General features: G+C 72.2%; 22 protein-coding genes and 1 pseudogene. 13 read left to right on the forward strand and 10 right to left on the reverse strand.

All coding sequences use genetic code 11. The features are described from left to right. The first annotated feature begins 429 nt into the window (after positions 1 to 429). The 6 genes from B5D80_RS10630 to B5D80_RS10655 all read left to right on the forward strand — a co-directional run bounded on the left by B5D80_RS10630 (position 430) and on the right by B5D80_RS10655 (position 6,699). Complete coding sequence (locus B5D80_RS10630; protein WP_088643647.1) at positions 430 to 2,025, forward strand: protein kinase family protein; 1,596 nt, start codon at positions 430 to 432, stop codon at positions 2,023 to 2,025. 43 nt (positions 2,026 to 2,068) lie between these two features. Next, the gene (sigM, locus tag B5D80_RS10635) at positions 2,069 to 2,851 is read left to right on the forward strand and encodes an RNA polymerase sigma factor SigM (RefSeq protein ID WP_088643648.1); all 783 of its coding nucleotides are present in this window, start codon (positions 2,069 to 2,071) and stop codon (positions 2,849 to 2,851) included. After that, complete coding sequence (locus B5D80_RS10640; RefSeq protein WP_088643649.1) at positions 2,848 to 3,864, forward strand: hypothetical protein; 1,017 nt, start codon at positions 2,848 to 2,850, stop codon at positions 3,862 to 3,864. The genes sigM and B5D80_RS10640 overlap by 4 nt, the downstream gene beginning before the upstream one ends. A gap of 177 nt (positions 3,865 to 4,041) precedes the next feature. Beyond that, positions 4,042 to 4,992 carry a thioredoxin-disulfide reductase gene (gene trxB, locus B5D80_RS10645; RefSeq protein WP_088643650.1) on the forward strand — a complete coding sequence of 317 codons (951 nt, stop codon included), beginning with the start codon at positions 4,042 to 4,044 and terminating at the stop codon, positions 4,990 to 4,992. A gap of 36 nt (positions 4,993 to 5,028) precedes the next feature. After that, positions 5,029 to 5,352 carry a thioredoxin gene (gene trxA, locus B5D80_RS10650; RefSeq protein WP_088643651.1) on the forward strand — a complete coding sequence of 108 codons (324 nt, stop codon included), beginning with the start codon at positions 5,029 to 5,031 and terminating at the stop codon, positions 5,350 to 5,352. A 192-nt stretch (positions 5,353 to 5,544) separates the two neighbouring features. After that, positions 5,545 to 6,699: an N-acetylmuramoyl-L-alanine amidase gene (locus B5D80_RS10655; protein ID WP_088643652.1), complete on the forward strand. Its 1,155-nt coding sequence runs from the start codon at positions 5,545 to 5,547 to the stop codon at positions 6,697 to 6,699. Positions 6,700 to 6,727: 28 nt separating this feature from the next. Here the strand turns inward: B5D80_RS10655 and B5D80_RS10660 are convergent, their stop codons facing one another. Continuing rightward, entirely contained in the window at positions 6,728 to 7,393 is a 666-nt protein-coding gene (locus tag B5D80_RS10660) for a GNAT family protein (protein ID WP_088643653.1), read from the reverse strand. 297 nt (positions 7,394 to 7,690) lie between these two features. Between B5D80_RS10660 and B5D80_RS10665 the strand changes: the two genes are divergently transcribed. After that, on the forward strand, positions 7,691 to 8,998 hold the full coding sequence (locus B5D80_RS10665) for an aminotransferase-like domain-containing protein (RefSeq protein ID WP_088643654.1): 1,308 nt from the start codon (positions 7,691 to 7,693) through the stop codon (positions 8,996 to 8,998). A gap of 7 nt (positions 8,999 to 9,005) precedes the next feature. Beyond that, positions 9,006 to 9,998: a D-alanine--D-alanine ligase family protein gene (locus B5D80_RS10670; protein ID WP_088643655.1), complete on the forward strand. Its 993-nt coding sequence runs from the start codon at positions 9,006 to 9,008 to the stop codon at positions 9,996 to 9,998. A gap of 36 nt (positions 9,999 to 10,034) precedes the next feature. Here B5D80_RS10670 and B5D80_RS10675 read toward each other — a convergent pair whose 3' ends face one another. The 9 genes from B5D80_RS10675 to rpmH form a co-directional block, all read right to left on the reverse strand. Beyond that, complete coding sequence (locus tag B5D80_RS10675) at positions 10,035 to 10,796, reverse strand: hypothetical protein (RefSeq protein ID WP_245854427.1); 762 nt, start codon at positions 10,794 to 10,796, stop codon at positions 10,035 to 10,037. Positions 10,797 to 13,142: 2,346 nt separating this feature from the next. Further along, the gene (locus tag B5D80_RS10680) at positions 13,143 to 14,195 is read right to left on the reverse strand and encodes a ParB/RepB/Spo0J family partition protein (protein ID WP_088643656.1); all 1,053 of its coding nucleotides are present in this window, start codon (positions 14,193 to 14,195) and stop codon (positions 13,143 to 13,145) included. A gap of 27 nt (positions 14,196 to 14,222) precedes the next feature. Continuing rightward, positions 14,223 to 15,569, reverse strand: coding sequence for a ParA family protein (locus B5D80_RS32875; RefSeq protein ID WP_088643657.1), 1,347 nt, complete (start codon positions 15,567 to 15,569; stop codon positions 14,223 to 14,225). A gap of 263 nt (positions 15,570 to 15,832) precedes the next feature. Beyond that, positions 15,833 to 16,534: a 16S rRNA (guanine(527)-N(7))-methyltransferase RsmG gene (rsmG, locus tag B5D80_RS10690; protein WP_245854430.1), complete on the reverse strand. Its 702-nt coding sequence runs from the start codon at positions 16,532 to 16,534 to the stop codon at positions 15,833 to 15,835. Between the two features lie 118 nt (positions 16,535 to 16,652). Further along, on the reverse strand, positions 16,653 to 17,231 hold the full coding sequence (locus B5D80_RS10695) for a Jag family protein (protein WP_088643659.1): 579 nt from the start codon (positions 17,229 to 17,231) through the stop codon (positions 16,653 to 16,655). A gap of 211 nt (positions 17,232 to 17,442) precedes the next feature. Beyond that, complete coding sequence (gene yidC, locus B5D80_RS10700; RefSeq protein WP_088643660.1) at positions 17,443 to 18,438, reverse strand: membrane protein insertase YidC; 996 nt, start codon at positions 18,436 to 18,438, stop codon at positions 17,443 to 17,445. A 3-nt stretch (positions 18,439 to 18,441) separates the two neighbouring features. Further along, a complete protein-coding gene (gene yidD / locus B5D80_RS10705; protein ID WP_204925644.1) occupies positions 18,442 to 18,681 on the reverse strand; it encodes a membrane protein insertion efficiency factor YidD in 240 nt (79 codons plus the stop codon). Positions 18,682 to 18,725: 44 nt separating this feature from the next. Then, positions 18,726 to 19,157: a ribonuclease P protein component gene (gene rnpA, locus B5D80_RS10710; RefSeq protein WP_088643662.1), complete on the reverse strand. Its 432-nt coding sequence runs from the start codon at positions 19,155 to 19,157 to the stop codon at positions 18,726 to 18,728. Between the two features lie 29 nt (positions 19,158 to 19,186). Next, on the reverse strand, positions 19,187 to 19,324 hold the full coding sequence (gene rpmH, locus B5D80_RS10715; RefSeq protein ID WP_007073824.1) for a 50S ribosomal protein L34: 138 nt from the start codon (positions 19,322 to 19,324) through the stop codon (positions 19,187 to 19,189). Between the two features lie 626 nt (positions 19,325 to 19,950). On the opposite strand from rpmH, the gene dnaA reads away from it, so the two are divergent. The 5 genes and pseudogenes from dnaA to B5D80_RS32880 form a co-directional block, all read left to right on the forward strand. Continuing rightward, on the forward strand, positions 19,951 to 21,759 hold the full coding sequence (dnaA, locus tag B5D80_RS10720) for a chromosomal replication initiator protein DnaA (RefSeq protein ID WP_088643663.1): 1,809 nt from the start codon (positions 19,951 to 19,953) through the stop codon (positions 21,757 to 21,759). A gap of 784 nt (positions 21,760 to 22,543) precedes the next feature. Beyond that, a complete protein-coding gene (dnaN, locus tag B5D80_RS10725; protein WP_088643664.1) occupies positions 22,544 to 23,677 on the forward strand; it encodes a DNA polymerase III subunit beta in 1,134 nt (377 codons plus the stop codon). A gap of 40 nt (positions 23,678 to 23,717) precedes the next feature. Next, a complete protein-coding gene (gnd, locus tag B5D80_RS10730) occupies positions 23,718 to 24,590 on the forward strand; it encodes a phosphogluconate dehydrogenase (NAD(+)-dependent, decarboxylating) (RefSeq protein WP_088643665.1) in 873 nt (290 codons plus the stop codon). Positions 24,591 to 24,606: 16 nt separating this feature from the next. After that, positions 24,607 to 25,740, forward strand: a complete 1,134-nt coding sequence (gene recF, locus B5D80_RS10735; RefSeq protein ID WP_088643666.1) for a DNA replication/repair protein RecF — start codon at positions 24,607 to 24,609, stop codon at positions 25,738 to 25,740. Continuing rightward, positions 25,730 to 25,989, forward strand: a pseudogene (locus B5D80_RS32880) (DUF721 domain-containing protein); the annotation flags it as partial. The gene recF and the pseudogene B5D80_RS32880, both read left to right, overlap by 11 nt.

Raw genomic sequence — 25,989 nt, forward strand, 5'->3', positions numbered from 1 at the left:
GCGGCCGGGCAGGGGACACGCAGGGTGAACGAGGATCACCAGCCTGGGGACACGCCTGTGGATAACTTGGTGATTGCCCGCTCAGTCACCGTAAAGGGCTGTGGATAACCAACCGTAAGGCTGAGCATGTACGACCGTTCGGGGGGAACCAGACCTGCCGGCACCGGATAGTTCCCGGCGGGTGGCCCGGAGGTCGACGGTTTGCGACGGGCGTCTAGATTGGCCAGTACATGTGTCAGCAACGTGGGAGAGAGCGGCTTTAAACGGACTTACCACCGCATATGCGACAGGCCGTCGAGCGCGGCGGGAAGATGACATGTCGGTATGACGGGCGGTCCGGGTAAGGTCGCTGTCGACGGACACGGCAGGTGGCCGACGCCCGAGTCGACGCCGCCGGTCGGTTCCAGCGACGGCGGAGCGGGAAGCCACATGCCCAGCAGCGCGGGTCCATCGATCGACACGATCACCGAGGGAGGACGGGTGACCCAGGTCGGCGAGGGTCAGGAGGCGGAGGAAACTGCTCCTCCGGTCATGACCTTCGGTGCTCCCACGGCCGGTGAGATCCTCGCCGAGCGGTACGAGCTGGTCGAGCACATCAACAACGACAGCGCCGGGCGCCTGGTCTGGCGGGGGGTCGACGTCATCCTGCGCCGGCCCGTGGCGGTGGTGCTCCGCTACCCCGGCGGCGACTCGGCCACCGAGATGCTCCAGGCCGCCGTTGCGGCCAGCCGGGTCATCCACCCCAACCTGGTCGGCGTCTACGACGCGATCGACGAGGACGTCCGGGCGTACGTCGTCCGGGAGTGGGTCGACGGCCGGTCCCTGCGTGACCTGGTCGCCGAGGGGCCGCTGGACCCGGCCCGGGCCACCGCCGTCGGCAACGCGGTCGCCAGCGCCCTCGCCGCCGTGCACGCCACCGGGATGGTCCACGGCAACGTGCACCCCGGCACTGTGATGATCAGCGACGACGGCCGGGTGGTCCTGGCCGACGCCCGCACCGACGGCGACGACAGCCAGGAAGCCGACATCCGCGCGGTGGGTGGCGTCCTCTACTTCGCCCTCACCGGGCACTGGCCGCACGCCGAGGCCCCGCTGCGCGGCGCGACCGCCGGCCACGGCCGGGCCGCCATCCCGGACGCCGTCCGCGACGCCAGCGGCGCCATCGCCGCCCCCCGGCAGGTCCGGGCCGGCGTGCCGGCGTACCTCGACGACCTGACGATGGACCTGCTCGACGCCGAGATCGCCCCGCCGTCGTCGGACGTGCTCTCCGCCGAGCTGGGTCGGCTCGACATCCCCGCCGAGGACCACTTCCTCGACCAGACCGGCACCATCCGGTTCACCGCCGACGGCGTCGAGGACCGTTCACCGCTCGCCGCAGCGGGCGGCCGGAAGGTCGCGATCGGCATCGCCGGGCTGCTGGCGGTCGCCCTCGTCGGCCTGCTCATCGGCATCACCACCCTGGGCGGCGGCGACAGCCCGGAGACCGAGCCGGTCGCCCGCCCCTCCACCAGCGCGCCGGCCGGCGACGCCACCCCGGCCCCCGTGGTGCGCAAACTCGCCATCCAGGACATCCGGATCATCGACCCGGACAGCCGGCAGCGCAACGAGCTGGGCGACGCCGAGAAGATGATGGACGGCGACGAGGACAAGGGTTGGGAGACCGACACCTACTACTCGGCTAACTTCAGCAACTACAAGAAAGGCATGGGGGTCTGGATCGACCTCGGTGCCCCGCACACGGTCAAGTCGCTCACCGCCACCCTGTCGGACTCCGGCGTCTCCGCCGCGCTGTTCACCGGCAGCGGCGACTTCCCGTCCACCTCGCAGGGCGACAAGGACCTGGTCAAGGGCTTCAAGACCCGGATCGGCCAGCCGTTCGAGCAGCACGACGGCACCAAGATGGCCTTCGACGGGTTCGACCCCGAGCAGAAATACCAGTACCTGCTCTTCTGGATCACCGAGCTGCCCTCCACCGAGCGGGGCTTCAAGCTGGGCGTCCAGGAGATCTCGGTCCAGGGATCGTGATCCGCCGGCCGCGACCCCGTCACCGCCTCCGCCGGACGTGGTGATGGTCGGTCGCGGCGGGCAGTCACCCGACCCGGCGACCGGTGGGCCGGCGTCGGTCGTGGTGTCGCACCCCGAGACCACCGACCTGGACCTGCTCCGCGCCCACGTCGCGGGTGACCGGGACGCCTTCACCGAACTCTTCCACAGGCACCGCGACCGGCTCTGGGCGGTGGCCCTGCGGACCACGGGCGACCGGGAGGAGGCGGCCGACGCCCTCCAGGACGCGCTGCTGTCCGCCCACCGCGCCGCCGGTCGGTTCCGGGGCGACTCCGCCGTCACCACCTGGCTGCACCGGATCGTGGTCAACGCCTGCCTGGACCGGCTCCGCCGCCGGCAGGCGCACCCCACCGTCCCGCTGCCCGACGGCAACCGCACCGACGACGCCCGGGGGACCGGCGGCGTCGAACCGACCGCGCCGGCCACCGACCACGACACCGCCCTGGTGGTACGCCAGGCGCTGGCCGGGTTGCCGGTCGAGCAGCGGGCCGCGCTGATCCTGGTGGACGTGCAGGGCTACCCGGTCGCCGAGGTCGCCCGGATCCTCGGCGTGGCCGAGGGCACGGTGAAGAGCCGGTGCGCCCGGGGCCGGGCCCGGCTGGCCGGCGTGCTGGGGCACCTGCGCACCGGCGGGGAGCAGCAGTCGACCCGACCGACCGGGGCGGACGAACCCCGCCGGACGGGTCGGGACGTTCCCGACGTCACACCCGGGAACCGGCGGCCGGCCAGCGGCGTCCGATCGGGGTCGGGGCAGGCCCGGCGGGACGCCATCCAGGAGGAGCCGTGACCGGCCGGGAGTTCAGGGAGGTCGACCACGACCTGCTCACCGACTACGTGGGCGGGGCACTGGACGGCACCCCGGAGCACACCGTCGTCGCCCGCCTGGTGGCCGAGGACCCGGCCTGGGCCGACGCGCACGCCGTCCTGTCGCCCGCCGTGGCCCGGGTGCACGACGCGTTGGCCGGTTGGGGCGCCGCCGCACCGGAGATGCCGCTGGCCGTGGTGGAACGGCTCACCGCCGTGCTCGCCGGTGCCGGTCCGGCCGCCGACCCGCCAGCCGAGGACGACGCCCCGCCCCGCCGGGCCGCGCGTCCGGCCGCACCGGGCGACGTCCGGCAGGTCGGGGCGGGTGGCCCGGTGCCGACGCAGCCGGGTGGTCGGCGTACCCCCGGTGGCCGTCCCGACGAGGGGCGTGCCGATCCGTCGGGCCCCGGCCGGCGGCGACGCTGGGCGCGGCTCGCCGGGCCGGTGACCCTCGCCGCGGCGTCGCTGGCCGCGGTGGGCTTCGGCGTCGCCCACCTGGTCGACGGCACGACCGACCGGGACGCGCCCACCTCGATGGCCGGCCCGGTGCAGGAGAACGCGGAGCCCGGGTTCCGGTTCAGCGGTGAGATCCGGCGCAGCGGCGTCGACTGGTCCCCGTCGACGCTGCGGGGCACCACGGACGCCCCGTTGGCCCGACCCGTCACCCCGCCGGGTCTCCCGCCCGGTGACGAACCGGGGGTCACCACCCAGATCAGCCCCGGCGCGCCGGAGAGCAAACGGCTCGCCGCGCCCGCCGGGCTGGACCGGCTGACCGGGCGGGCGGCGCTCGACGCCTGCCTCGCCGACATCGCGTCCGCGCACCAGCGTGGGCCGCTCAGCGTCGAGGTCGTCGACTACGCCACGTTCAACGGCGAGCCGGCGCTGGTCGTCCACTTCGCCGATTCCACTGGCGCGCGGTGGGCGTGGGTGAGCGGCGCGGAGTGCGGGGTGCCGGGGTCCGGCGCGGACACCCGCTACCAGTCGCGGGTAGGGTGAGGGCCCGGTCACCACTCGTCCCGCATCGCGTGACGTGACCCACCGGACGACCGGTCCGGGAATCCCCGGTTCGTACGATGACGTTCTGCAAGTCAGCCGCCGACGTCGTTGAACCGTCGGCGCTCGGATCGACGTCGGTGCGCCGCCGATGTCGTACACACACATCGGGAGACGGCAGTGGACGAGGTCCGCAACCTGATCATCATCGGCTCCGGGCCGGCCGGGTACACGGCGGCGGTCTACGCCGCACGCGCCAACCTCAAGCCACTCGTGATCGAGGGTGTGCAGTCCGGCGGTGCGTTGATGACCACGACCGAGGTGGAGAACTTCCCCGGTTTCGCCGACGGCATCCTCGGCCCCGAACTGATGGACAACATGCGCAAGCAGGCCGAGCGGTTCGGTGCGGAGTTCCTGACCGACGACGTCACCCGGGTCGAGCTGAAGGACACCGGCGACACCGGTTCCGACGCGGTCAGCACCGTGTGGGTCGGGCAGACCGCCTACCGGGCCAGGGCGGTCATCCTCTCCACCGGCTCGGCCTGGCGTCCGTTGGGCGTGCCGGGCGAGCAGGAGTACCTGGGGCACGGCGTGTCGTCCTGCGCCACCTGTGACGGGTTCTTCTTCCGCAACCAGCACATCGTGGTGGTCGGCGGCGGCGACTCCGCGATGGAGGAGGCCAGCTTCCTCACCCGGTTCGCCGAGTCGGTCACGATCATCCACCGGCGCGACTCGTTCCGGGCCAGCAAGATCATGGCCGACCGCGCGCTGAGCAACGACAAGATCCGGGTGGAGTGGAACAGCACCGTCGAGGAGGTGCTCGGCGACGACGGCAAGGTGACCGGCGTCCGCGTCCGCAACGTGCACACCGGCGACGTCAAGGTGCTCGACGTGACGGGCGTCTTCGTGGCGATCGGCCACGACCCGCGCAGCGAACTCTTCCGCGGCCAGGTCGAGCTGGACGACGAGGGTTACGTGAAGGTGCAGTCGCCGAGCACCCGCACCAGCGTGCCGGGCGTCTTCGCCGCCGGTGACGTGGTCGACCACACCTACCGGCAGGCGATCACCGCCGCCGGCACCGGCTGTGCCGCAGCCCTCGACGCCGAGCGGTTCATCGCCACCCTGAGCTGAACGACTGCAACGCCACAACTGAGAAGGAGGGTCATAGTGGGAGCGACCAAGGTCGTCACCGACGCCAGCTTCACCGCTGACGTACTCAAGTCCGACAAGCCGGTCCTGGTGGACTTCTGGGCCGAGTGGTGCGGGCCGTGCCGCAAGGTCTCGCCGCTGCTGGAGGAGATCGCCGGCGAGATGGCCGGCCAGGTCACCATCGTCAAGCTCAACATCGACGAGAACCCGGAGACCGCCCGCGCCTACCGGGTGATGTCCGTGCCGACCCTCACCATCTTCAAGAACGGCGAGCCGGTGCAGTCGATCGCCGGCGCCAAGCCGAAGGGCGAGCTGGTCCGGCTGATCGAGTCGGCGCTGTAACACCCGTTCCACCACCGGGAACCCCGCACCCCCACCGGGTGCGGGGTTCCGGCTGTTCGGGGCTCTGACCTGCACGAACCACCGGCCGGCGGCAACCGGCCACGGTACGCTCCGTAAGCGCTGGTCCTACCGGACGCGCAAGCGTGGCCGTCATCGAAGGTGCCCGGCAGCCAACCTCTGAGGGGGTCCTGCGTGCGTCCGATCCGACCCGGTGACCGCGGACCGGCAGTGACCGAGATCCGTGCCGTCCTGACCGGCCTGGACCTCCTCGCCGCGCCCGGCGACGAGTTCGACGCCGCCACCGAACGGGCCGTCCGGGCCTTCCAGCAGTCCCGCGGGCTCAGCGCGGACGGGCGGGTCGGTGCCGAGACGTGGCGGGCCCTGGACGCCGCCCGCTGGCGGCTCGGCGCCCGCACCCTCTACCACGCGGTGCCCGACCCGCTGATCGGCGAGGACGTCCGTTCCCTGCAGGAACGCCTGCTGGAGATGGGGTACGACGTGGGCGGCGCCGACGCCGTCTACGGCGTACGCACCTCACGGGCGGTGGCGCAGTTCCAGCGGGAGGTGGGGCTGAAACCGGACGGCTCCTGCGGGCCGTACACGATGGGCGCGCTGCGCCGGCTCGGCCGCAAGGTGGTCGGCGGACGCCCCCAGTGGCTACGCGAATCCGACGCGATCCGGCAGTCCGGGCCGACCCTGGTCGGGCGCACCGTGGTCATCGACCCGGGCCACGGCGGCACCGACCCGGGGGTGGTGGTGCCCGACGGGACGCTGCGCTGGACCGAGGCGGACCTGGTGCACGACCTGGCCAGCCGGCTGGAGGGGCGGCTCGCCGCGGCCGGCGTACGGGTGCAGCTGACCCGGGGCCCCGCGCCCCGGACCTGCCTGCCGGACATCGACCGGGCGGAGCTGGCCAACTCCCTCGGCGCCGACGTGTTCATCTCGCTGCACACCGACGGCCACGCCAACCCGGCCGCCGACGGGGTCGCCACCTACCACTACGGCACCGACAACGGCGTCACCTCGGCCACCGGGGAACGCCTCGCCGGGCTGGTGCAGCGGGAGATCGTGGCGCGGACCGGGCTGCGCGACTGCCGTACCCACGCCAAGGCGTGGGACCTGCTGCGACTGACCAGGATGCCCGCCGTGCGGGTCGAGGTGGGCTACCTGACCTCGCCGCAGGACCGGGCCCGGCTGGTCGACCCCCGGTTCCGGGACCGGATCGTCGAGGCGCTCGTGGCGGCCGTACAGCGGATGTTCTTCCCCGTCGAACGGGACGTGCCGACCGGCTCGATCGACGTCAGCGCGCTCCGCGCGGTGGTGGCGGCAGGAGCGGCCCGCGACTGAGTCGGCGCGGCCTGGGTCGGCGGGGCGCTCAGCCGGCGCTGGAGCGGGTGGCCGGGGCGGGGCGCACCGGCCGCAGCAGGCTCTCCGGGCTCATCGAGCCGAGCAGCTTCTCCAGCGCGTACTCGACGTCGGACTTCCAGCTCAGCGCGGTGCGCAGCTCCAGGCGCAGGCGCGGGTAGCGGGGGTGCGGGCGGACCGTCTTGAAGCCCACCGAGAGGAAGAAGTCGGTCGGGGCGACGCAGGCCCGGGTGTCGTCCGGCTCGTCACCGAACTTCGCGTCGCCGAACGCCTCGATCGCCTTGATGCCCCGCTTGGTCAGGTCCCGGGCGACGCCCTGCACCAGCATCCGGCCCAACCCGCCCCCGGCGAAGGCCGGCACCACGTTGGCGGTCATCAGCAGCGCGGCGTCCGCCGAGACCGGCGAGGTCGGAAACGCCATCGACCGGGGTACGTAGGCCGGCGGCGCGTACATCACGAACCCGGCCGGCATCCCGTCGACGTACGCCAGCTTGCCGCAGGAACCCCACTCCAAAAGCGTCTGGGAGACCCACGCCTCCTTCTCCAGCCCCGGGTCGCCGTTCGCGCAGGCCCGCTCGGCGGAGACCGGGTCCAGCTCCCAGTAGACGCACTGCCGGCACGGCCGGGGCAGGTCTTCCAGGGTGTCGAGGGTCAGACTGACCAGACGTCGCGACATCAGAGCATCCCCACACTTAGGCTCGGAGGCGAGACCAGCCCGCGGCGGCAGCATCGCCCGCTGCGTCCCCGACGAGCGATCGTACGCCGCCTGCCGACCGTACGGGAGTGGACGCGCGAATGGCCACCCGGGACGGGGACGGGACGTCCGGGATGTGGACCCGACCCGGATCGTGACCGACGACCTGCCGCACGGGGACTACGATCGGCCGACCGGCGTCCCGCGCCGCCATGGTCGCCGGCACCGCGGGTACCCCAGCGGGCGGGAGCCCGACCGACACCCGATCGAGGTGATGTCATGACCGGAACGACGCTCGACGACTACACCGACCGGTACGCCCGGAGGGTCCGGGGCATGACCGCCTCGGAGATCCGGGCCCTCTTCGCGGTCGCCAGCCGGCCGGAGGTCGTCTCGCTCGCCGGTGGGGCACCCTACATCGCCGCGCTGCCGCTCGACGCGGTCGGCGAGATGCTCGGCAGGCTCGGCTCCGAACTCGGCTCCACCACCCTCCAGTACGGCATCGGCCAGGGCAGCCTGGAGCTGCGCGAACGGATCTGCGAGGTGATGGCGCTCTCCGGCATCGACGCCTCCTGCGGTGCCTCCCCCGACGACGTGGTGGTCACCGTCGGCGGGCAGCAGGCGCTCGACCTGGTGGCCCGGCTCTTCCTCGACCCGGGTGACGTGGTGCTCGCCGAGGGCCCGACGTACGTCGGCGCACTCGGGGTGTTCCAGGCCGCCCAGGCCCAGGTCGTGCACGTGCCGATGGACGACGACGGGCTGATCCCGGAGGCCCTGGAGGTGGCCATCGCCGAGCAGGCCCGCGCCGGCCGGCGGGTGAAGTTCCTCTACACCATCCCCACCTACCAGAACCCGGCCGGCGTGACGTTGAGCGACGAGCGGCGGGAACGGGTGCTCGACATCTGCGAGCGGGCCGGCCTGCTGGTGGTCGAGGACGACCCGTACGGCCAGTTGGGTTTCGAGGGCGACGCGCCCGCGCCGCTGCGGGCCCGCCGCCGCGACGGGGTGTTCTACCTGAGCACCTTCTCCAAGACCTTCGCCCCCGGGCTGCGGGTGGGTTGGATCCTCGCCCCGCACGCCGTCCGCGACAAGCTGGTCATCGCCAGCGAGGCGCAGATCCTCTGCCCGAGCGCGTTCGCGCAGGCCGCCGTCTCGACGTACCTGTCGACGATGCCCTGGCGCGAACAGCTCAAGGTCTACCGGGAGATATACCGCGAGCGGCGGGACGCGCTGCTCGGCGCGCTGCACGACCAGATGCCCGAGGGCACCACCTGGACCAGGCCCACCGGCGGGCTGTTCGTCTGGGCCAGCCTGCCCGACGGGCTGGACGCCAAGGCGATGGTGCCGCGTTCCATCGCCGCCCGGGTCGCCTACGTGCCGGGCACCGGTTTCTACGCCGACGGCACCGGCACCGGCAACATGCGGCTCAACTTCTCCTTCCCCACCCCGGAACGGATCCGCGAGGGGGTGCGCCGGCTGGCCCGGGTGATGGAGCAGGAGCTGGCGATGCGGCAGGTGTTCGGGGCGGTCACCCCGACCGGGAGCCGGCGGGGTGGCCCGGACGTCCCCGGCCCCGACTTGGCATGATTTCCGCATGGCTGCCACCCCCGTCGAGCGCTCACTCGTGACCGGTTCCGCCGCCGACCTGCACGTGCTCGTGCTCGCCGGTGGCCTGTCCTACGAGCGGGACGTCTCCCTGCGGTCCGGCCGGCGGGTCCTCGACGCGTTGCGCAGCGCCGGGGTGGAGGCGGAGTTGCGGGACGCCGACGTGGCGCTGCTGCCCGCACTGGCCGCCGATCCGCCCGACGCGGTGGTGATCGCCCTGCACGGCGCGACCGGCGAGGACGGTTCGCTGCGCGGCGTGCTCGACCTCTGCGACGCGCCCTACGTCGGTTGTGACGCGCGGGCCGCCCGGTTGGCCTGGGACAAGCCGTCGGCCAAGGCGGTGCTGCGGGAGAACGGCATTCCCACCCCCGACTGGGTGGCCCTGCCGCACGACCGTTTCTCGGAGCTGGGTGCGGTTGCGGTGCTCGACCGGATCGTGGACCGGCTGGGGCTGCCGCTGATGGTCAAGCCGACGCAGGGCGGTTCGGGCCTCGGCGCCGCCGTGGTCAAGGACGCCGCCGCCCTCCCGGCCGCGATGGTCGGCTGCTTCGCGTACGACTCGACGGCGCTGGTCGAGCGGTACATGGCCGGCATGGATGTCGCGGTGTCCGTGCTCGACCTGGGCGACGGACCGCAGGCGCTGCCGCCGGTGGAGATCGTCCCCCGCAACGGTGTGTACGACTACGCGGCCCGTTACACCGCCGGCCGCACCACCTGGCACGCGCCGGCCCGGCTCGACCCGGCCGTGGCCGGTGCGGTGGCCGAGGTGGCGTTGGCGGCGCACACCGCGCTCGGGCTGCGTGACCTGTCCCGCGTCGACCTGATCGTCGACGGGGACGGCCAGCCGCACGTGCTGGAGGTCAACGTCTCGCCCGGCATGACGGAGACGTCGCTGCTGCCGTTGGCGGTCCAGGCGGCCGGGCTGGACCTCGGCCGGGTCCTCGGCACGCTCGTCGGTCGGGCCGCCGCCCGCCGCTCCTGACCCACCGCTGTCCACCGGCCTGCGGCCGGCGTTCCGTCAGCCTCGGACGGTGTCCCGGGTGACGGTTCCGCCGCTGCCTTCCCCGGTTCCGGCCGGCGCGTCGGTCGCGGTGGTCCCGGTGTCGTCCGTCGTCGGATGGTCGGGACCGCTCGTCGCCGGGTCGGTACCGGTGCTCCCGGACATGCCGTCCGGGAGCGCGGCGGCCCCGGTGGGCTGACCGTCGGCGTCCCGGTCGGCCTCGGGGGCGGGGTCGTCGCCCCGGGTGCCGTCGCCCGGCGTTTCCGCTTTCCCGGACAGGGCGGGGTCCTCCGGCGCGGTGGGGGTGGCCTCGTTATCCGCGGCCGGGAGGGGGATCTCCTCCGCCGACTCGATCACCGACACGGCTTCCTCGGCGGCTGCCGCTGCGGCCTCGGCCGACGACTGCGCGGCGATGCTGGAAGGCGTCTGCCACTGGATGCGCGGCGGCTCGGCGAGCGGGCGTCCGCCGAACTCGGCCAGCCAGGCCGCGACGTGGGCGAGGTTTTCCCGCCACTGGGATTCCGAGATGGGGGGCAGGATCGAGTCCCAGAGCGACAGGAACGTGCCGCGCAGCTGGAGCCGACCGTACGGCCGGGCCAGGAACCACATGTGCAGATGGGCGGACCCGTCGCCCCACCGGTTCACGTGCACCCGGGCGACACCGTCCAACGAGCGGATGGCGCGCTCCAGCCGAACGGTCATCACCCCGAGTTCGGCGGCGAGCAGGTTGGGCAGGTCGCCCAGGTCGAGGTGGGACCGCGACTCCAGGATGAGCACCATCGGCAGGCCCGTGGGACGGTCCATCGCCCGCACCCGCCAGCGCTCACCCACCCAGATGTACGCGTCGTCCGGCGCGTTGCAGGCGATGCACTCCCGGAGCCCTTCGCCCTTGCGGGGAGGCTCGACCGCTACCGGCTCGTCGAGCTGCTTGACCCGGAGGTCCCCCTCGAAGGGGAACGACGGCCACTGGGTGAAGTCCGGAACTGAGGGGGGAGGGGTGTCGTGCACGACGCTGACCCTAACCGAGACGAGGACCGCTGTCCCTACCCCGAACGCCGCTGATCATGAGGGGATTTCGGCCAATGGGAGGCAGCCGACAGGGACGCACGGAGGGGCGTCACGACGGTTGTCCACAGGCTGATGAGATCACCACCACACCCCGTCATCCACAGGCTGGAGAGGGTCCTGACGCGCTGTTTCACGTGAAACGGGTGCAGCCTGTGGAAAACTTCTGTGGATAACTCCGGTGCTTCATCCACAGCACTGTTCACAGGCACCGGAGGTCCGTCTTCCTCAACGATCGAGGGGTTCGCCGGGCTGCTGGGCGGCCGCCGTTTTCCTCGACGGGTGCCCCCGGGTCGTCAACCTCACGGCTCCTCCGTCGGCTGACTCCCGGTCACTGACACGAGGACGGGCGGCAGAAATAGCTAGCGGTTGGGGCCGCTCGCCATCCGCATCGCGCCGGCCGCCTTGCTTCGCCTCGATGGGGTTGGGCGGGTGGTGCCGAGGCCGTGGTGATCCGGTCGACGGGTTTCACGTGAAACAGCGCCCGGGTCGCAGGGACGGCTCCGGCGGGCTGGCACGGTGCCTTCGGCGGGGCCGACTCCTGCACAGCACCAATCGCCTCAGGCGCTCTCCCTGTCATCCGCCTGGACCTGTCGTTGCTGTGGGTTCCGCACCAGCCTCGGTAGCAGGCCGCAAGCCAGTAGCGAGGGTAGGCCGGAGGTCGGCCGGAGTGCCGACTCGGGCGCAACAGGCGTACATCTGGGCGGTCGACACATCGGGGCCGAGGTGGCGGCATCTCTCCGGCGCCCGGGTGGCGAGCGGGGGCGCGGTTGTTGGTGGTGGCGCGTGCGGGAGTGGCAGTGACCGGGCTGCGGGCTGCGGGCTGCGGGCTTGCGGGCTTGCGGGCTTGCGGGCTTGCGGGCTGCGGGCGATTATGGGCTCCGCGTGGGCCGTCCGTTCCACGTGAAACCTTGCGGCGTGGGACGCCCTGGCTGCTCCCCCGAGGCCCCGTCGGACGAAGCCACCTACTCGCAGCCCTCAGATCAATCGTGCCGGCCTCTGCACCTCCCGGACGGACCCACTTGTGGGTCGCGGCGGTCATCGTGATCCAGGCGATCTGAGCGGCCAGCACGGGCCCAGCAATGGACGACCTCGCGCGACGGATACCGGTGGCGAACGTGGACTCCGCCGGGCCAGCAGCAGGGCCGGCCGTGGCAGGTGCCGCGCCAGTCAGCGGGTTGGGTCCGCCGGATCGAGTTACCCGGCGGCTGGCCCGCGTCCGTCAGTCGCGCCGGGCTCCCCGGCTCGCGGCTGGTTGTGTCGCCCGCCGCTCCCCGAACCCGGCCGCCGTAACGATCGGCGGCGGGCCGAACTCGACCCAGCTTCCGCGAGGCTCGTCCGGTCAGGCGGTGGGCGAGCGGGACTCCGTTGCCGTGAGGCGGGCAGGGTCTGCCCGCTTGGTCTCCCGTTTGCTTTCACCGCTCTGGCACCACGTACCCCGTAACCGGAAGCTCGGGCCGGGGGTCGCCTCTCGACCCTCCAGCCGTTGCCCCTCCGCCGCCGTGACCGACGATTCCGATGGTCTCCGGTTCGGCCTCCAGGAGAGCCTTGCGGTGGAGGCGAGCCGGGTGCCACCGCCACGCCCCCGGTTTCACGTGAAACCGGTTTCTCAGCCTGGCGCGTTGGTCGTCGTCGCCAAGACCGCCGCGTCCACCACGGCAGCCTGAGCCGATCTTCGCCCCGGACGCGGCCTCCGCCCGGATGCCATCCGCTCACCGCTCGATCCGGAGAGTGCCGACGTCCCATCCGTCAGACGTCCCGTTGTCAGGCCGTCCCGCAGACCAGCCGTTGCCGATGGTGACGGCGGCGAGGTCGCCCCGGGGTTCGCCCGACGCATTCTCCGGGGCATGGAGGGGCGTGCTCCCGGCTCCCGCCCGACGAGTCCCGTTTCCCTGCGGAGGACAGGCCGGCCGCCGACGGTCCAGCCATCCGGCCCGACAGCTCCACGGAACGAGAAACCGGCCGCGTACCCGAGTGGGTACGCGGCCGGAAACGACGACTACGGGAGAGGCTGGCGGACAGTTCGTACCGGCGAACCGGACCCGGTGACCCGGATGGTCGTCAGTCCTCGGGTTCCGACTGCTCTTCCTCGCCGACGCCGATGATGCCGACGATCCGCTCCAGATCGTCCACCGTGGCGAACTCGATCGTGATCTTTCCCTTGCTCCGGCCGATGTCCACCTTCACCCGGGTGTCGAACCGGTCGGACAGCCGGTCGGCCAGGTCGGTCAGCGCGGGCGCGTGCGGCTTGGCCCGGCGCTTGGCAGCCGGCGTCTTCGTGGGGCCGTCGCTGAGCGCCAGGGCCACGATCTCCTCGGTGGCCCGGACGGAGAGTCCTTCGGCGACGATGCGCAGGGCGAGCTGCTCCTGTGCCTCCGACTCGTCGAGGCTGAGCAGCGCGCGGGCGTGACCCGCCGACAGCACGCCGGCGGCCACCCGACGCTGGACCTGCGGGGGCAGGTTCAGCAGTCGGATCGTGTTCGAGATCTGCGGACGGCTGCGTCCGATCCGGCGGGCCAGTTCCTCGTGGGTGGCGCCGAACTCCTCCAGCAGTTGCTGGTACGCGGCGGCCTCTTCCAGCGGGTTGAGGTTGGCCCGGTGGATGTTCTCCAGGAGCGCGTCCCGGAGCATCGCGTCGTCCTTGGTTTCCCGGACGATCGCCGGGATGCTCTCCCGGCCGACCGCCTGGGCGGCACGCCAGCGTCGCTCGCCCATGACGAGTTCGTACTTCTCGCCGCCGTCGAGCTGACGCACGACGATCGGCTGGAGGAAGCCGACCTCCTGGATGGAGGTCTTCAGTTCCTCCAGCGCCTCCTCGTCGAAGACGTGCCGGGGTTGCTTGGGGTTCGGCACGATCGCGTCGACGGAGATCTCCGCGAAGCGCGCGCCGGGCACCGGGCTGAGTTGGGGTTCCTCGGGCGGTGGCGCGCTGACCGTCGGGGTGGGCATCGACGGGGCCGGGCTCACGGGATCGGCGGACGTTTCGATCACCGGACGCGCCGGGTCGACCTCCACGGGCATGGTGGCCGTGGCCGTGCTGCTCTCCTGCACCGGCCCGGTCGGGATCAGCGCACCGAGCCCTCTACCCAGACCGCCCCGGGGACGGTTCTTCATACGACGCCTCCCAGCGACTCGTCCGCACTACGCATTCCGGTTCACCGGCTCCTTGGCACCGCGCTCGGCGATTTCCTGGGCGGCCTCGAAGTAACTCGTGGCCCCCCGCGATCCGGGATCGTAGGTCATCACGGACTGCCCGTAGCTCGGGGCCTCCGACACGCGGACGTTACGGGGAATGACGGCCTGGAGGACCTTGTCACCGAAGTGGTTGCGGACGTCCTGTTCCACCGCGTCGGCCAGCCGGGTACGGCGGTCGTACATCGTAAGCAGGATCGTGGAGACCGCCAGCTTCGGGTTCAGGTGCTGGCGTACCAGGTTGATGTTGTTTATCAACTGGTTCAGCCCCTCCAGCGCGTAGTACTCGCACTGGATCGGGATCAGCACCTCCTGGGCGGCCACCAGAGCGTTGACCGTCAGCAGGCCGAGGGAGGGCGGGCAGTCGATGAACACGTAGTCGAAGTGCCCCGGGTACGCCTCGATGGCCCGGTTCAGCCGGGACTCCCGGGCGACCACCGAGACCAGTTCGATCTCGGCACCGGCCAAATCGATGGTCGCCGGCACACACCACAGGTTGGGGATGCCCTCCACCTCCTGGGCGACCTCGGCCAGCGGCACGCTGTCGATCAGGCAGTCGTAGACGTCAGGCACACCCGTGTGGTGCGGGACGTTCAACCCGGTGGAAGCGTTGCCCTGCGGGTCGAGGTCGACCACCAGCACCCGGTTCCCGTGCAGGGCCAGGGCCACCGCCAGGTTCACCGTGGTCGTGGTCTTGCCCACGCCGCCCTTCTGATTGGCAACGCACATCACCCGGGTCCGCTCGGGACGGGGCATGGTCACCTCGCCACTCGGATTAAGGATCTGCACGGCGCGCATCGCCTCCATAGCCAACGGTGGATCATCCTCTTCGCGCGTCGGGGTTTCACGTGAAACGTACGCGGCGTCCGCCGCATCGACGGCCCCGGGACCGGGAGCGCCGACCATGGTCACGGCATCAGGCACCGCGCCGGGATGGGGCTGTGCGGGCACCGGTGGCGTGTTGCCGTGCACCGGTGCCTCGAAGCGCGAGGATGCCCCCGCGTTCCGTCGTACCGAGGTGGCCACCCGGTCGTCCGGGGCGTTGACCGGTCGACCGTCGGGGCCGGACGGCACGGAGGGTGGCAGCACGTACGACTCCGGCACCGGGCGGGCGGCACCCACCGCAGGCGGCTCCCGGCGCACCCCGGAATCGTGCTCCGGCGGACGGATCGTGGGCTGCCCGCCGGTCGTCCAGCCCTGCTGATGGTCGGTTTCACGTGAAACAGGGTCCACGCCTGAGCCCGGCCCCTCGGATCGGTTCACCCGTGGGTCGTCGTACCTGCCGTCGTCATGCACCTGTCATCCCTACCCGCTCCGGATGGTCGGTCCGCACCCCGTCTCGCTTGCCGTACACGCGCTCACACCGCGGGGCGTACGGCCCGGCGGGGGCGATCGGTACCGGTGCACCCGAACATCCGCCCGCCCCACACTATCGACGCGCGGTCAGCCTACGGGGGACGGGCGCGGCGGGTCCATCTCCGTTATCGGACGGTCAGGTGGTCCCGCACCCGTCGGGCAGCCGGCGACGCCGCGCGGTGCTCCACACCGACAGGTCAGGGTCAGCGGACGCGCTTACGGCCTCCACGCGACCGCTTCGGTGCCTTCTTCGCGCCCGGGGCACGGACCACCCGCTCCCGGACGACCTCCACCACGGTGGTGGGCGGGTCGAGGAGGTCGGCTCCGCAGAGCCGTACCGTCGGCTCGCCCCCGCCCAGCGCGGCGACCGCCCCGGCATGTTCGACGATCTCGTCCGCTGCGGAGGCCCCCTTGAGGGCGATCAACCGCCCGCCGGGGACGACCAGCGGCAGGCTCCAGGTGGCGAGCCGGTCCAGCGGCGCCACCGCGCGGGCGGTGACCACGTCGGCGGTGAACGGGCCGACACCGTTCGCCCCGGTGGCCGCCTCGTCGGCCCGGCCCCGGAACACCCGGACGGTCCTGGCCAGTCCGAGCCGCTCCACCGCCTCGACGAGGAACGAGGTGCGCCGGGCCAACGGCTCGACCAGTACGACGTTCAGATCCGGCCGGGCGATCGCCAGCACCACCCCGGGCAGGCCGGCACCGGAGCCGACGTCGATCACGCTGGCGTCCTCGGGGATCAGTTCGGCGACGGCTGCACAGTTGAGCAGGTGTCGGTCCCAGATCCGGGGTGCCTCGCGGGGGCCGATCAGGCCGCGCACCACGCCGTCGGTGGCGAGCAGTTCGGCGTACCGGACGGCCAGGTCGAGCCGGTCACCGAAGAGCGTCCGCGCGGCGGCGGCCAGCTCGGCCCGGAGCGCGGCGTCCTGCGGCGAGGGTGGGGGCCGCTCGGGCGACGGCCCGGGTGGCGTCGCACCCGGGCCGGCAGCGGTATCGGTCGTGACGTCGTCGGTGGGCACCAGTTCAGTCCGCCGGCCGGACGACGATGCGTCGGGTCGGCTCGACACCCTCGGACTCGCTCTCCACACCGCTCATCGCGTTGACCACGTCGTGCACGCACTTGCGCTCGAAGGCCGACATCGGCTCCAGCCGGACCGGCTCGCCGTGCTCCTTGACCTTCTCCACCGCGTTCTTGGCGACGGCGGCGAGTTCCTTGCGCCGGGTGGCGCGGTAGCCGCCCACGTCGAGCAGGAGTCGGCTCGGGGAACCGGTCTGGCGGAACACGGCCAGCCGGGCCAGCTCCTGGAGCGCCTCCAGGGTGGCACCCCGCTGGCCGACCAGGTTCTGCAACCGGCCACCGACCACCTCGACGACCGGGCGGCCACCGGAGACCAGCTCGTCGATGTCGCCGTCGTAGTCGAGGATGTCGAGCAGTCCCTCGATGTAGTCGGCGGCGATCTCGCTCTGGGCGAACAGTTCGCCCTCGCCGGCGGACTTCTTCTCCCTGCCACCCTCGGCGGGCTCACCCTCACCGGTCGCGGCGGTCGGAACGGTCTCCTCGTCGAGCGAGGCGTCCGCGCTGGGGATGCTGGTGTCGGTCACGGTGTCATCTCCGTACTAGCTCGGCCGGACCGTCGGGTCCGTTGGTCTCCCGGGACGGCCGGCGGAAGGGGGCCGGCTCGACACGGGCACGTCTGGTGGGGCGGTCCCGGCCGCCGCGTCGGGCGCGGCGGGTCCGGCCCGGCGCCTGCCGTCACGGCGGCTGCGCGGTACCGGAGGCTGCCGCCGGTACGACCGGCGGCAGCCCGGCGACTCAACCCTGGCGCTTGGCCGGGCCCTTCTTCGGGTTGACCGGCTTGGCACCGGGCTTCGGCCCGGCGACCTTCGGCGCGGCCGGCTTGGCCGGCACCTGCGCGACGGGCTTGTTCCGGTTGAGGAAACCACCGGACTTGGCCGGCTGCACCGGGTTCCGGCCACCCGGGGTCGTCGCCTTGCTGCCGGCGACGCCCTTGTTGGTCACCAGCGGCGGGAACTTACGGAGCACCCACTGCTGCTGGCCGAGGGTGAACAGGTTGTTGGTGACCCAGTAGATGATCACACCGATCGGGAAGATCGAACCGGAGATCAGCAGGGAGAGCGGGATGCCGTAGAGCATCAGCCGCTGCACCATCCGCTGCTGCGGGTCCTCGGCCCAGCCGGTCTTGAGGATCATCTGGCGGCTGGTCAGGTAGGTGGTGCCCATCATGACCAGGACCAGGATGCCGGCGATCACCTTCACGGTAGTGCCGTTCGCGCCGAGCCGGGCCAACTCGTCGGCGGTGGAGCCGAACTTGCCGGCGATCGGGGCGGTGAAGATCGTGGCGCTGGAGGCGCTGTCGAACTGCTCGGCCGTCCAGCCGTAGAGGCTCTTGGCCTCCTTGGCCGGGTCGAGCCGGCGCAGCACGTGGAACAGGCCCAGGAAGACCGGGATCTGGAGGAACATCGGAAGGCAGCCCATCAGCGGGTTGGCCTTTTCCTTCCGGTAGAGCTCCATCATCTCCTTCTGGAGCGTCTCCCGGTCACCCTTGTGCTTCTCCTGGAGCTCCTTGACCTTCGGCTGGAGCGCCTGCATCGCCCGCTGGGACTTGATCTGCTTGACGAAGACCGGGAAGAGGATCACCCGGACGGTGACCACCAGGAAGACGATGGCGAGAATCCACGACCAGTTGGTGCCGAGGACCGCGTCGACCGGCACTCCGATGGCGTCCCACGCCGAGTGCCAGGTCAGCAGGATCCACGAGATCGCGTAGTAGATCCAGTCGAGACTCAATTCTCAGACTCCAGTCACGTCGGCGCGTCGGCGGCGGCCCGGCTCCGGCACCGGGTCGTGTCCACCAGGGTGGAAAGGGTGGCAGCGCGACAGCCGCCGGACCGTCAGGCCGGCTCCCCGCAGCGCACCGTGACGGGTCACCGCCTCCAGGGCGTAGGCACTGCACGACGGGTAGAACCGGCAGCGGGCCGGCAACGCCGGACTTATCCAACGACGGTACGCGATGATAGGGCCACTGAGCATCCGGGCACCCATGCTCCGGCGCGGCGGCGCGGTCGGGCTGCTGTTCACCGCGACCTCCGGCCCCGGGGCTGCCGGGCGGCGGCGATGGCCGCGTCCAGGTCGCCCGCCAGTCGGGGGTACGGCGTCCCGGCCGCCGTGGGCAGGGCGCGTACCACCAGGGTGCTGCCGGCCGGCAGTGCGGCCAGCCGCTCGCGGACCAGGTGCCGCAGCCGGCGGCGGACCTTGTTGCGGACCACGGCGGGGCCGACGGCCTTGGACACGACGAAGCCGGCGCGGCTCGACTCGGAGATCAACTCCGGGTCGGTGGTCCGCGCCGGCTCCGGCGAGGTTGTCCCGAGGGGTGTGGTCGCGGCGGGTGTGGAGGTCGCCGGCAACGTCAGGTGGACGACGACGGCGCCACGACCGACGCGTCGACCACCCCGGACCGCTGCGGCGAAGTCGGTGCTACGCCGCAGTCGCTGTGCGGCCGTCAGCACGACTGTCCACGTCCCCGGACCGGTCGGCCTCAGGCCGACAGGCGGGCGCGGCCCTTGGCGCGACGGGTCGACAGGATGGCGCGGCCGGCCCGGGTGCGCATGCGCAGCCGGAAGCCGTGGGTCTTCGCGCGCCGGCGGTTGTTCGGCTGGTAGGTGCGCTTGCTCACGTCAGGCTCTCCGTTTTCGTACGTCCCCGGTGCGGGTTCGCCAGGGGTCGTTTGGTGGACCAGACCACCTCGGCGGTGGCCTCCGATCGGCGCTGCCCGGCGGCACGGAACCTCGGTGGGGCGAGGCGGCGACCACGGACAGCAAGCACCCATCACCCTAGCAGAGGGCGACAGAGCAGCCGCTCCAGCCTACGCAGGGGGGCAATGACCGTCAAACCACCCTGGGCTGCTGCTCCGGGGGCCGGCACCGTCGCCGATCCCGATCCCGTCGGGGCGTCGGGGCGGTGTCGGTTGATGGCGGCCCGCCGTCGCTGTTACCGTGCGCGTTTGCGGTCAGCTTCAGGTCCGGGTTGTCGTTCGGAGCGCAAGACCGGACCCGGCAGTGAATCGTTCGGCACGGTGAACCCGCTTCAACGCCCTCCCCGACAAGGGGGGCAGGTCCGACCCGCGTCCGGCGGGCGGCCACAATCGGTCGGTACACACAGGCTGTGGATAACTTGTGGATGCCGGCCGGTCAGCCGTCCGGTGGGTGAGAGGTACCACCCGCTCGAACGCGGTGGCGGGCCCGGCACGATCCGCTGGACCACAGCGGCGGCCGGGAGCAGAGGCGAGGGGGTGGCACGACGGTGGCCGGAACGATCGACCTTGCCGCGGTGTGGACCGCGGCGACGGACGAACTCGCCGACGAGATCATCTCCGCCCAGCAGCGCGCCTACCTCCGGCTGACCCGGCTGCGGGCGATCGTCGAGGACACCGCGTTGCTGTCGGTGCCGGACGCCTTCACCCGGGACGTCATCGAGTCCCGGCTGCGGCCGGCCATCACCGAGGCGCTCACCCGCCGGCTGGGCCGGCCGATCCAGGTCGCGGTCACCGTGCGGATCGCCGAGGACGCCGCCGGGCGACCGGCGGGCACCGTCTACCGCAGCGGGCCCGAGGCCGCCCCGGTGGGGACCGGACCGTCCGTCGACGACCATCCCGACTTCCGGCCGCCGGCCTACGACGACCCCGCGCCGCCGTACCAGCGGGAGGCCGGGCCGCCGGAGCAGTCCGGGGAGGAGCCGCCACCGGCCGGGCCGCCGGAGCGCGACGGGCACCGCCCGCCCCGGGTACCGGTGAGCCGCGACGGCGGCCAGGACACCCTCTTCGGCGTCGCCTTCGCCGAGCCCTCGCCGCACCACCCCGCCCCCGAGCGGCACGGTGTCGAGGAACGCCACCGCCCCGCGGGGCCGGACGCCGACCTGCGCGGCTACGAGCCCGCGTACCGGGACCAGGGGCGCGCGCCACGTGACCCGCAGGGTCCGCGCGGCCTGGCCCGCGACGGCGCCACCGACAGCGGGCCCGGTCGGGCCGGCGTCGACCACCGCCCCGGTGCCGGCGACCGACGCCCCGGCGGTACGGAGTCCAGCGGCAACCGGCTCAACCCGAAGTACATGTTCGAGACGTTCGTCATCGGCTCGTCCAACCGGTTCGCCCACGCGGCGAGCGTCGCGGTCGCCGAGTCACCGGCGAAGGCGTACAACCCGCTGTTCATCTACGGCAGCTCGGGGCTGGGCAAGACCCACCTGCTGCACGCGATCGGGCACTACGCCCAGACGCTCGGCAACGCCCGCTCGGTCCGGTACGTCTCGACCGAGGAGTTCACCAACGACTTCATCAACTCGCTGCGGGACGACAAGACCAGCGCGTTCCAGCGCCGCTACCGCGACGTCGACATCCTGCTGATCGACGACATCCAGTTCCTGGAGAACCGCGAGCGGACCCAGGAGGAGTTCTTCCACACCTTCAACACGCTGCACAACGCGAACAAGCAGATCGTGATCACGTCCGACCGCTCGCCGAAGCAGCTGGCGACGCTGGAGGACCGGCTGCGGACCCGGTTCGAGTGGGGGCTGCTGGCCGACATCCAGCCGCCCGACCTGGAGACCCGGATCGCGATCCTGCAGAAGAAGGCCGCGCAGGAGCGGCTGTACGCCCCACCGGACGTGCTGGAGTTCATCGCCTCCCGGGTGTCGAACTCGATCCGGGAACTGGAGGGGGCGCTGATCCGGGTCACCGCGTTCGCCAGCCTGACCCGCTCCAACGTCGAGCTGTCGCTGGCCGAGGAGGTGCTGCGGGACTTCATCCCCGACGGTGCCGGCCCGGAGATCACCGCCGACCAGATCATGGTCTCCACCTCCGAGTACTTCGGGGTGAGCCTGGAGGACCTGCGCGGTCACTCGCGCTCCCGGGTGCTGGTGAACGCCCGCCAGGTGGCGATGTACCTGTGTCGGGAGCTGACCGACCTGTCGCTGCCCCGGATCGGGCAGGCGTTCGGCGGCCGTGACCACACCACCGTGATGCACGCCGACCGGAAGATCCGCCAGCAGATGGCGGAGCGGCGCTCGCTCTACAACCAGATCGCCGAGCTGACCAACCGGATCAAACAGAACACCTGAGACGTACGCCACTCCCGCCGCACCACCGACGCCCGGTCGAGCCCCTCGGCCGGGCGTTTCCGTGCCGGTACGGCCCCGGGAGGTTGACCCTCGACCGGGTCGAGGGGCCACGATCGGCGCATGACGCCGTCTTCTTTGTCCACAGGACCGCCCGGTTGTCCACACCCCCTGTTCCACAACCGGTGGATAACCACGCTCAGTCCGGAGCCGGTTACCCACAGACTGTGGACAAACCCTGGGGACAGTGCTGTGGACGGCTGGGGACAACCCCGGCGTTGTCCACCGACGACGGTGGGCCTGTGGGCAACCTGTTGAAGGTTCTGGGGACGACGGCGGTCCGGGCCCGGCCGGTTGTCCACAGCGCTGGGGGTAAACCCGGTGGATTACCGGTGGACAACCGGTGGACAACGGTGGACAACTCTGGGGACACCGGGTGCCTGTGGACCACCGACCGGGTTTACCCCCCGGTTCTCCACAGCCAACCCACCGGTGGATAACGTGTCTGAGCTGCGACGACGCGAGTTACCCACAGTTTGCACAGGTGCGATGAAGACGATGAGTTATCTCTTCTGAAGAATCAAAAACCAATCATCACCGTTGGACTTCCTGTGGATCGGGCCGCAGCGCTGCCGTCGGCAGTCACCCCGGCACCGGAAGCACGGGGTCGGGCGCACAGCCGATGCCCGCGCGCCCTAAGGTGCGATGGGTACCCGCACGGTCGGGCGGGACGGTGGGCAGCGGTCGGCATGAGAGAGTTGTTGCTGACGTCGACGCGGAGGCATTGATGAAGTTCCGAGTGGAGCGCGACGCGCTCGCCGAAGCGGTGGCGTGGACCGCGAAGAGCCTGCCCAGCCGGCCGTCCGTACCGGTGCTCGCCGGGGTGATGCTGCGGGTCACCGACGGCAACCTCCAGGTCTCCGGCTTCGACTACGAGGTCTCCAGCCAGGTGACCGTCGAGGTGCAGGGCGACGCCGACGGGGCCGCCCTGGTCTCCGGCCGGCTGCTCGCCGAGATCACCAAGGCGTTGCCGGCCAAGCCGGTGGACATCGCCGCGGTCGGTGCCCACCTGGAGCTGGTCTGCGGCAGCGCCCGGTTCACCCTGCCCACCATGCCGGTGGAGGACTACCCGGCCCTGCCGGAGATGCCGGAGAGCGCCGGCACCGTCGAGGCCGCCGCCTTCGCCGCCGCCGTCGGCCAGGTGGCCATCGCCGCCGGCCGGGACGAGACGCTGCCGATGATGACCGGCGTCCGGCTGGAACTCTCCGGTGGCACCCTGGCGATGCTCGCCACCGACCGCTACCGGCTCGCCCTGCGCGAGATGGAGTGGAACCCGGACGACCCCGAGATCAGCATCAACGCACTGGTCCCCGCGCGCACCCTGAACGACACCGCCAAGGCGCTCGGCCCGCTCGGCGGCCAGGTGACCATGGCGCTGTCCCAGGGCGGCGCGGGCGAAGGCATGATCGGCTTCTCCGGTGGCACCCGCCGTACCACCAGCCGGCTGCTCGACGGGGCCAACTATCCGCCGGTCCGCTCGCTCTTCCCGGCCACCAGCAACGCCGAGGCCCGGGTGCCGGTGAGCACCCTGATCGAGGTGGTCAAGCGGGTCGCCCTGGTCGCCGAGCGGACCACCCCGGTGCTGCTCAGCTTCAGCTCCGACGGTCTGGTCGTCGAGGCCGGCGGCACCGAGGAGGCCCGCGCCAGCGAGGCGATGGAGGCCACCTTCACCGGCGAGCCGCTGACCATCGGGTTCAACCCGCAGTACCTGATCGACGGCCTGGCCAACCTGGGGGCCCAGTACGCCCTGCTGCGCTTCGTGGACGCCTTCAAGCCGGCGGTGATTTCTCCCGCCGGTGAGGATGGCGAGGTCATCCCTGGGTACCGGTACCTCATCATGCCGATCCGCGTGTCCCGCTGATCGGCTCGGGCAGCACCCGGACGCACGGAGGTAGGAGCAGATGCAGCTCGGCCTGGTAGGACTCGGCCGGATGGGCGGCAACATGCGCGAGCGGTTGCGCGCCGCCGGCCAGGAGGTCGTCGGCTACGACCGCAACGCCGACCGCAGTGACGTCACGAGCCTCGCCGAGCTGGCCGACAAGCTGAAGTCACCCCGGGCGGTCTGGGTGATGGTCCCCGCCGCTGTCACCGACGCGACGATCGACGCGCTCGCCGAGGTGCTGGGCGAGGGCGACATCATCATCGACGGCGGCAACTCGCGGTTCAGCGACGACGCACCCCGGGCCGCCCGGCTGGCCGAGCGGGGCATCGGGTACGTCGACGTCGGCGTCTCCGGCGGCGTCTGGGGCAACGTCAACGGCTACGCCCTGATGGTCGGCGGCGCGCAGGAGCACGTCGACCACCTGATGCCGATCTTCGAGGCGTTGAAGCCGGCCGGCGACCACGGGTTCGTGCACGCCGGCCCGGTCGGCGCCGGCCACTACGCCAAGATGGTGCACAACGGCATCGAGTACGGCCTGATGCACGCCTACGCCGAGGGCTTCGAGCTGCTCTCCGCAGCCGAGATGGTCACGAACGTGCCGGGGATCATCAAGTCCTGGCGGGAGGGCACCGTCGTCCAGTCCTGGCTGCTCGACCTGCTCGACCGCGCGTTGGACGAGGACCCGGACCTGGCCACGCTGACCGGGTACACCGACGACACCGGTGAGGGGCGCTGGACGGTCGACGAGGCGATCCGGCTGGCCGTCCCGCTCAACGTCATCACCGCCGCCCTGTTCGCCAGGTTCTCCTCCCGGCAGGACGACTCGCCCGCGATGAAGGCGGTCGCCGCGCTGCGCCAGCAGTTCGGCGGGCACGCCGTGCACAAGCGCTGAGCGGCATCCACAGGCTGTGTACGTCCGCCGGCTCGAACTGGTCGACTTCCGCTCGTACGAGCGGGTCGGCGTCGATCTGGAGCCGGGGCCGAACGTCCTGACCGGCGCGAACGGCGTCGGCAAGACCAACCTGGTCGAGGCGCTGGGCTACGTGGCGACCCTGGACTCGCACCGGGTCGCCACCGATGCCCCCCTGGTCCGGCTGGGCGCGACCGCCGCGGTGATCCGCTGCGCGGTGGTGCACGACGGCCGGGAACTGCTGATCGAGCTGGAGATCGTCCCCGGAAAGGCCAACCGGGCCCGGCTCGGGCGCTCCCCGGCCCGGCGGGCCCGCGACGTGATCGGAGCGCTGCGACTGGTGCTGTTCGCCCCGGAGGACCTGGAACTGGTCCGGGGCGACCCGGCGGAACGCCGCCGCTACCTCGACGACCTGCTGGTGCTCCGGCAACCCCGGTACGCGGGGGTGCGCGCCGACTACGACCGGGTGGTCAAGCAGCGCAACGCCCTGCTGCGTACGGCGTACCTGGCCCGCAAGACGGGCGGGTCGCGCGGCGGTGACCTGTCGACCCTGGCGGTCTGGGACGCCCACCTGGCGCGGCACGGGGCCGAGCTGCTCGCCGGCCGGCTGGAACTGGTCGCCGCGCTCACCCCGCACGTGGCGAAGGCGTACGACGCGGTGGCGGCGGGGGCCGGGGCGGCAGGCATCGCGTACCGGCCGTCGGTGGAGCTGACCGGGGTGGGCACCGACCGGGAGGTGCTGGCCGGGGCGTTGACCGCCGCGCTGGCCGAGTCCCGGTCGGCCGAGATCGAGCGGGGCACCACGCTGGTCGGGCCGCACCGCGACGACCTGGTGCTCACCCTCGGCCCGCTGCCCGCCAAGGGGTACGCCAGCCACGGCGAGTCCTGGTCGTACGCGCTGGCGCTGCGGCTGGCCGGGTACGACCTGCTGCGCGCCGACGGGATCGAACCGGTGCTGGTGCTCGACGACGTCTTCGCCGAGCTGGACGCGGGTCGCCGGGAGCGGCTGGCCGAACTGGTCGGCGGGGCCGGTCAGCTCCTGGTGACCTGTGCGGTGGACGACGACGTCCCGGTGGCCCTGCGCGGCGCCCGGTACGCCGTCGGTGAGGGGACGGTCCGTCGTGTCGACTGAACCGGAGCAGCCCACCGGGTCGACGGGCCGCCCGGGGCGCACCGCCCCGGGCGGGGCACGTGGTGCGCGTACCCCCGGGGGAGCCGGTGGGGGCGCGGAGGGTGCGCGGGGCCGACCGGCGGGCGGCGACGCGGACGCCACGCCCGGCGGGTCGGCGGGGACGGCCGGCGACGCGGCGGCGGGGGCGAGCGGGCCGGAGCTGGCGCGGGCGGTGCTGGACGCGGCGCGGGCCCGGCGGGAGTCGGCGGC

The organism is Micromonospora wenchangensis (genome assembly GCF_002210435.1).
GTDB classification, from domain to species: domain Bacteria; phylum Actinomycetota; class Actinomycetes; order Mycobacteriales; family Micromonosporaceae; genus Micromonospora; species Micromonospora wenchangensis.

What these genes read in the sequence shown, in the direction of transcription:
- B5D80_RS10630 (WP_088643647.1), top strand. Translation starts at nt 430, where the DNA reads ATGCCCAGCAGCGCGGGTCCATCGATCGACACGATCACCGAGGGAGGA.
- sigM (WP_088643648.1), top strand. Translation starts at nt 2,069, where the DNA reads ATGGTCGGTCGCGGCGGGCAGTCACCCGACCCGGCGACCGGTGGGCCG.
- B5D80_RS10660 (WP_088643653.1), bottom strand. Translation starts at nt 7,393, where the DNA reads ATGTCGCGACGTCTGGTCAGTCTGACCCTCGACACCCTGGAAGACCTG.
- B5D80_RS10665 (WP_088643654.1), top strand. Translation starts at nt 7,691, where the DNA reads ATGACCGGAACGACGCTCGACGACTACACCGACCGGTACGCCCGGAGG.
- B5D80_RS10670 (WP_088643655.1), top strand. Translation starts at nt 9,006, where the DNA reads ATGGCTGCCACCCCCGTCGAGCGCTCACTCGTGACCGGTTCCGCCGCC.
- B5D80_RS10675 (WP_245854427.1), bottom strand. Translation starts at nt 10,796, where the DNA reads ATGGTGCTCATCCTGGAGTCGCGGTCCCACCTCGACCTGGGCGACCTG.
- B5D80_RS10680 (WP_088643656.1), bottom strand. Translation starts at nt 14,195, where the DNA reads ATGAAGAACCGTCCCCGGGGCGGTCTGGGTAGAGGGCTCGGTGCGCTG.
- yidD (WP_204925644.1), bottom strand. Translation starts at nt 18,681, where the DNA reads ATGCTCAGTGGCCCTATCATCGCGTACCGTCGTTGGATAAGTCCGGCG.
- dnaN (WP_088643664.1), top strand. Translation starts at nt 22,544, where the DNA reads ATGAAGTTCCGAGTGGAGCGCGACGCGCTCGCCGAAGCGGTGGCGTGG.
- gnd (WP_088643665.1), top strand. Translation starts at nt 23,718, where the DNA reads ATGCAGCTCGGCCTGGTAGGACTCGGCCGGATGGGCGGCAACATGCGC.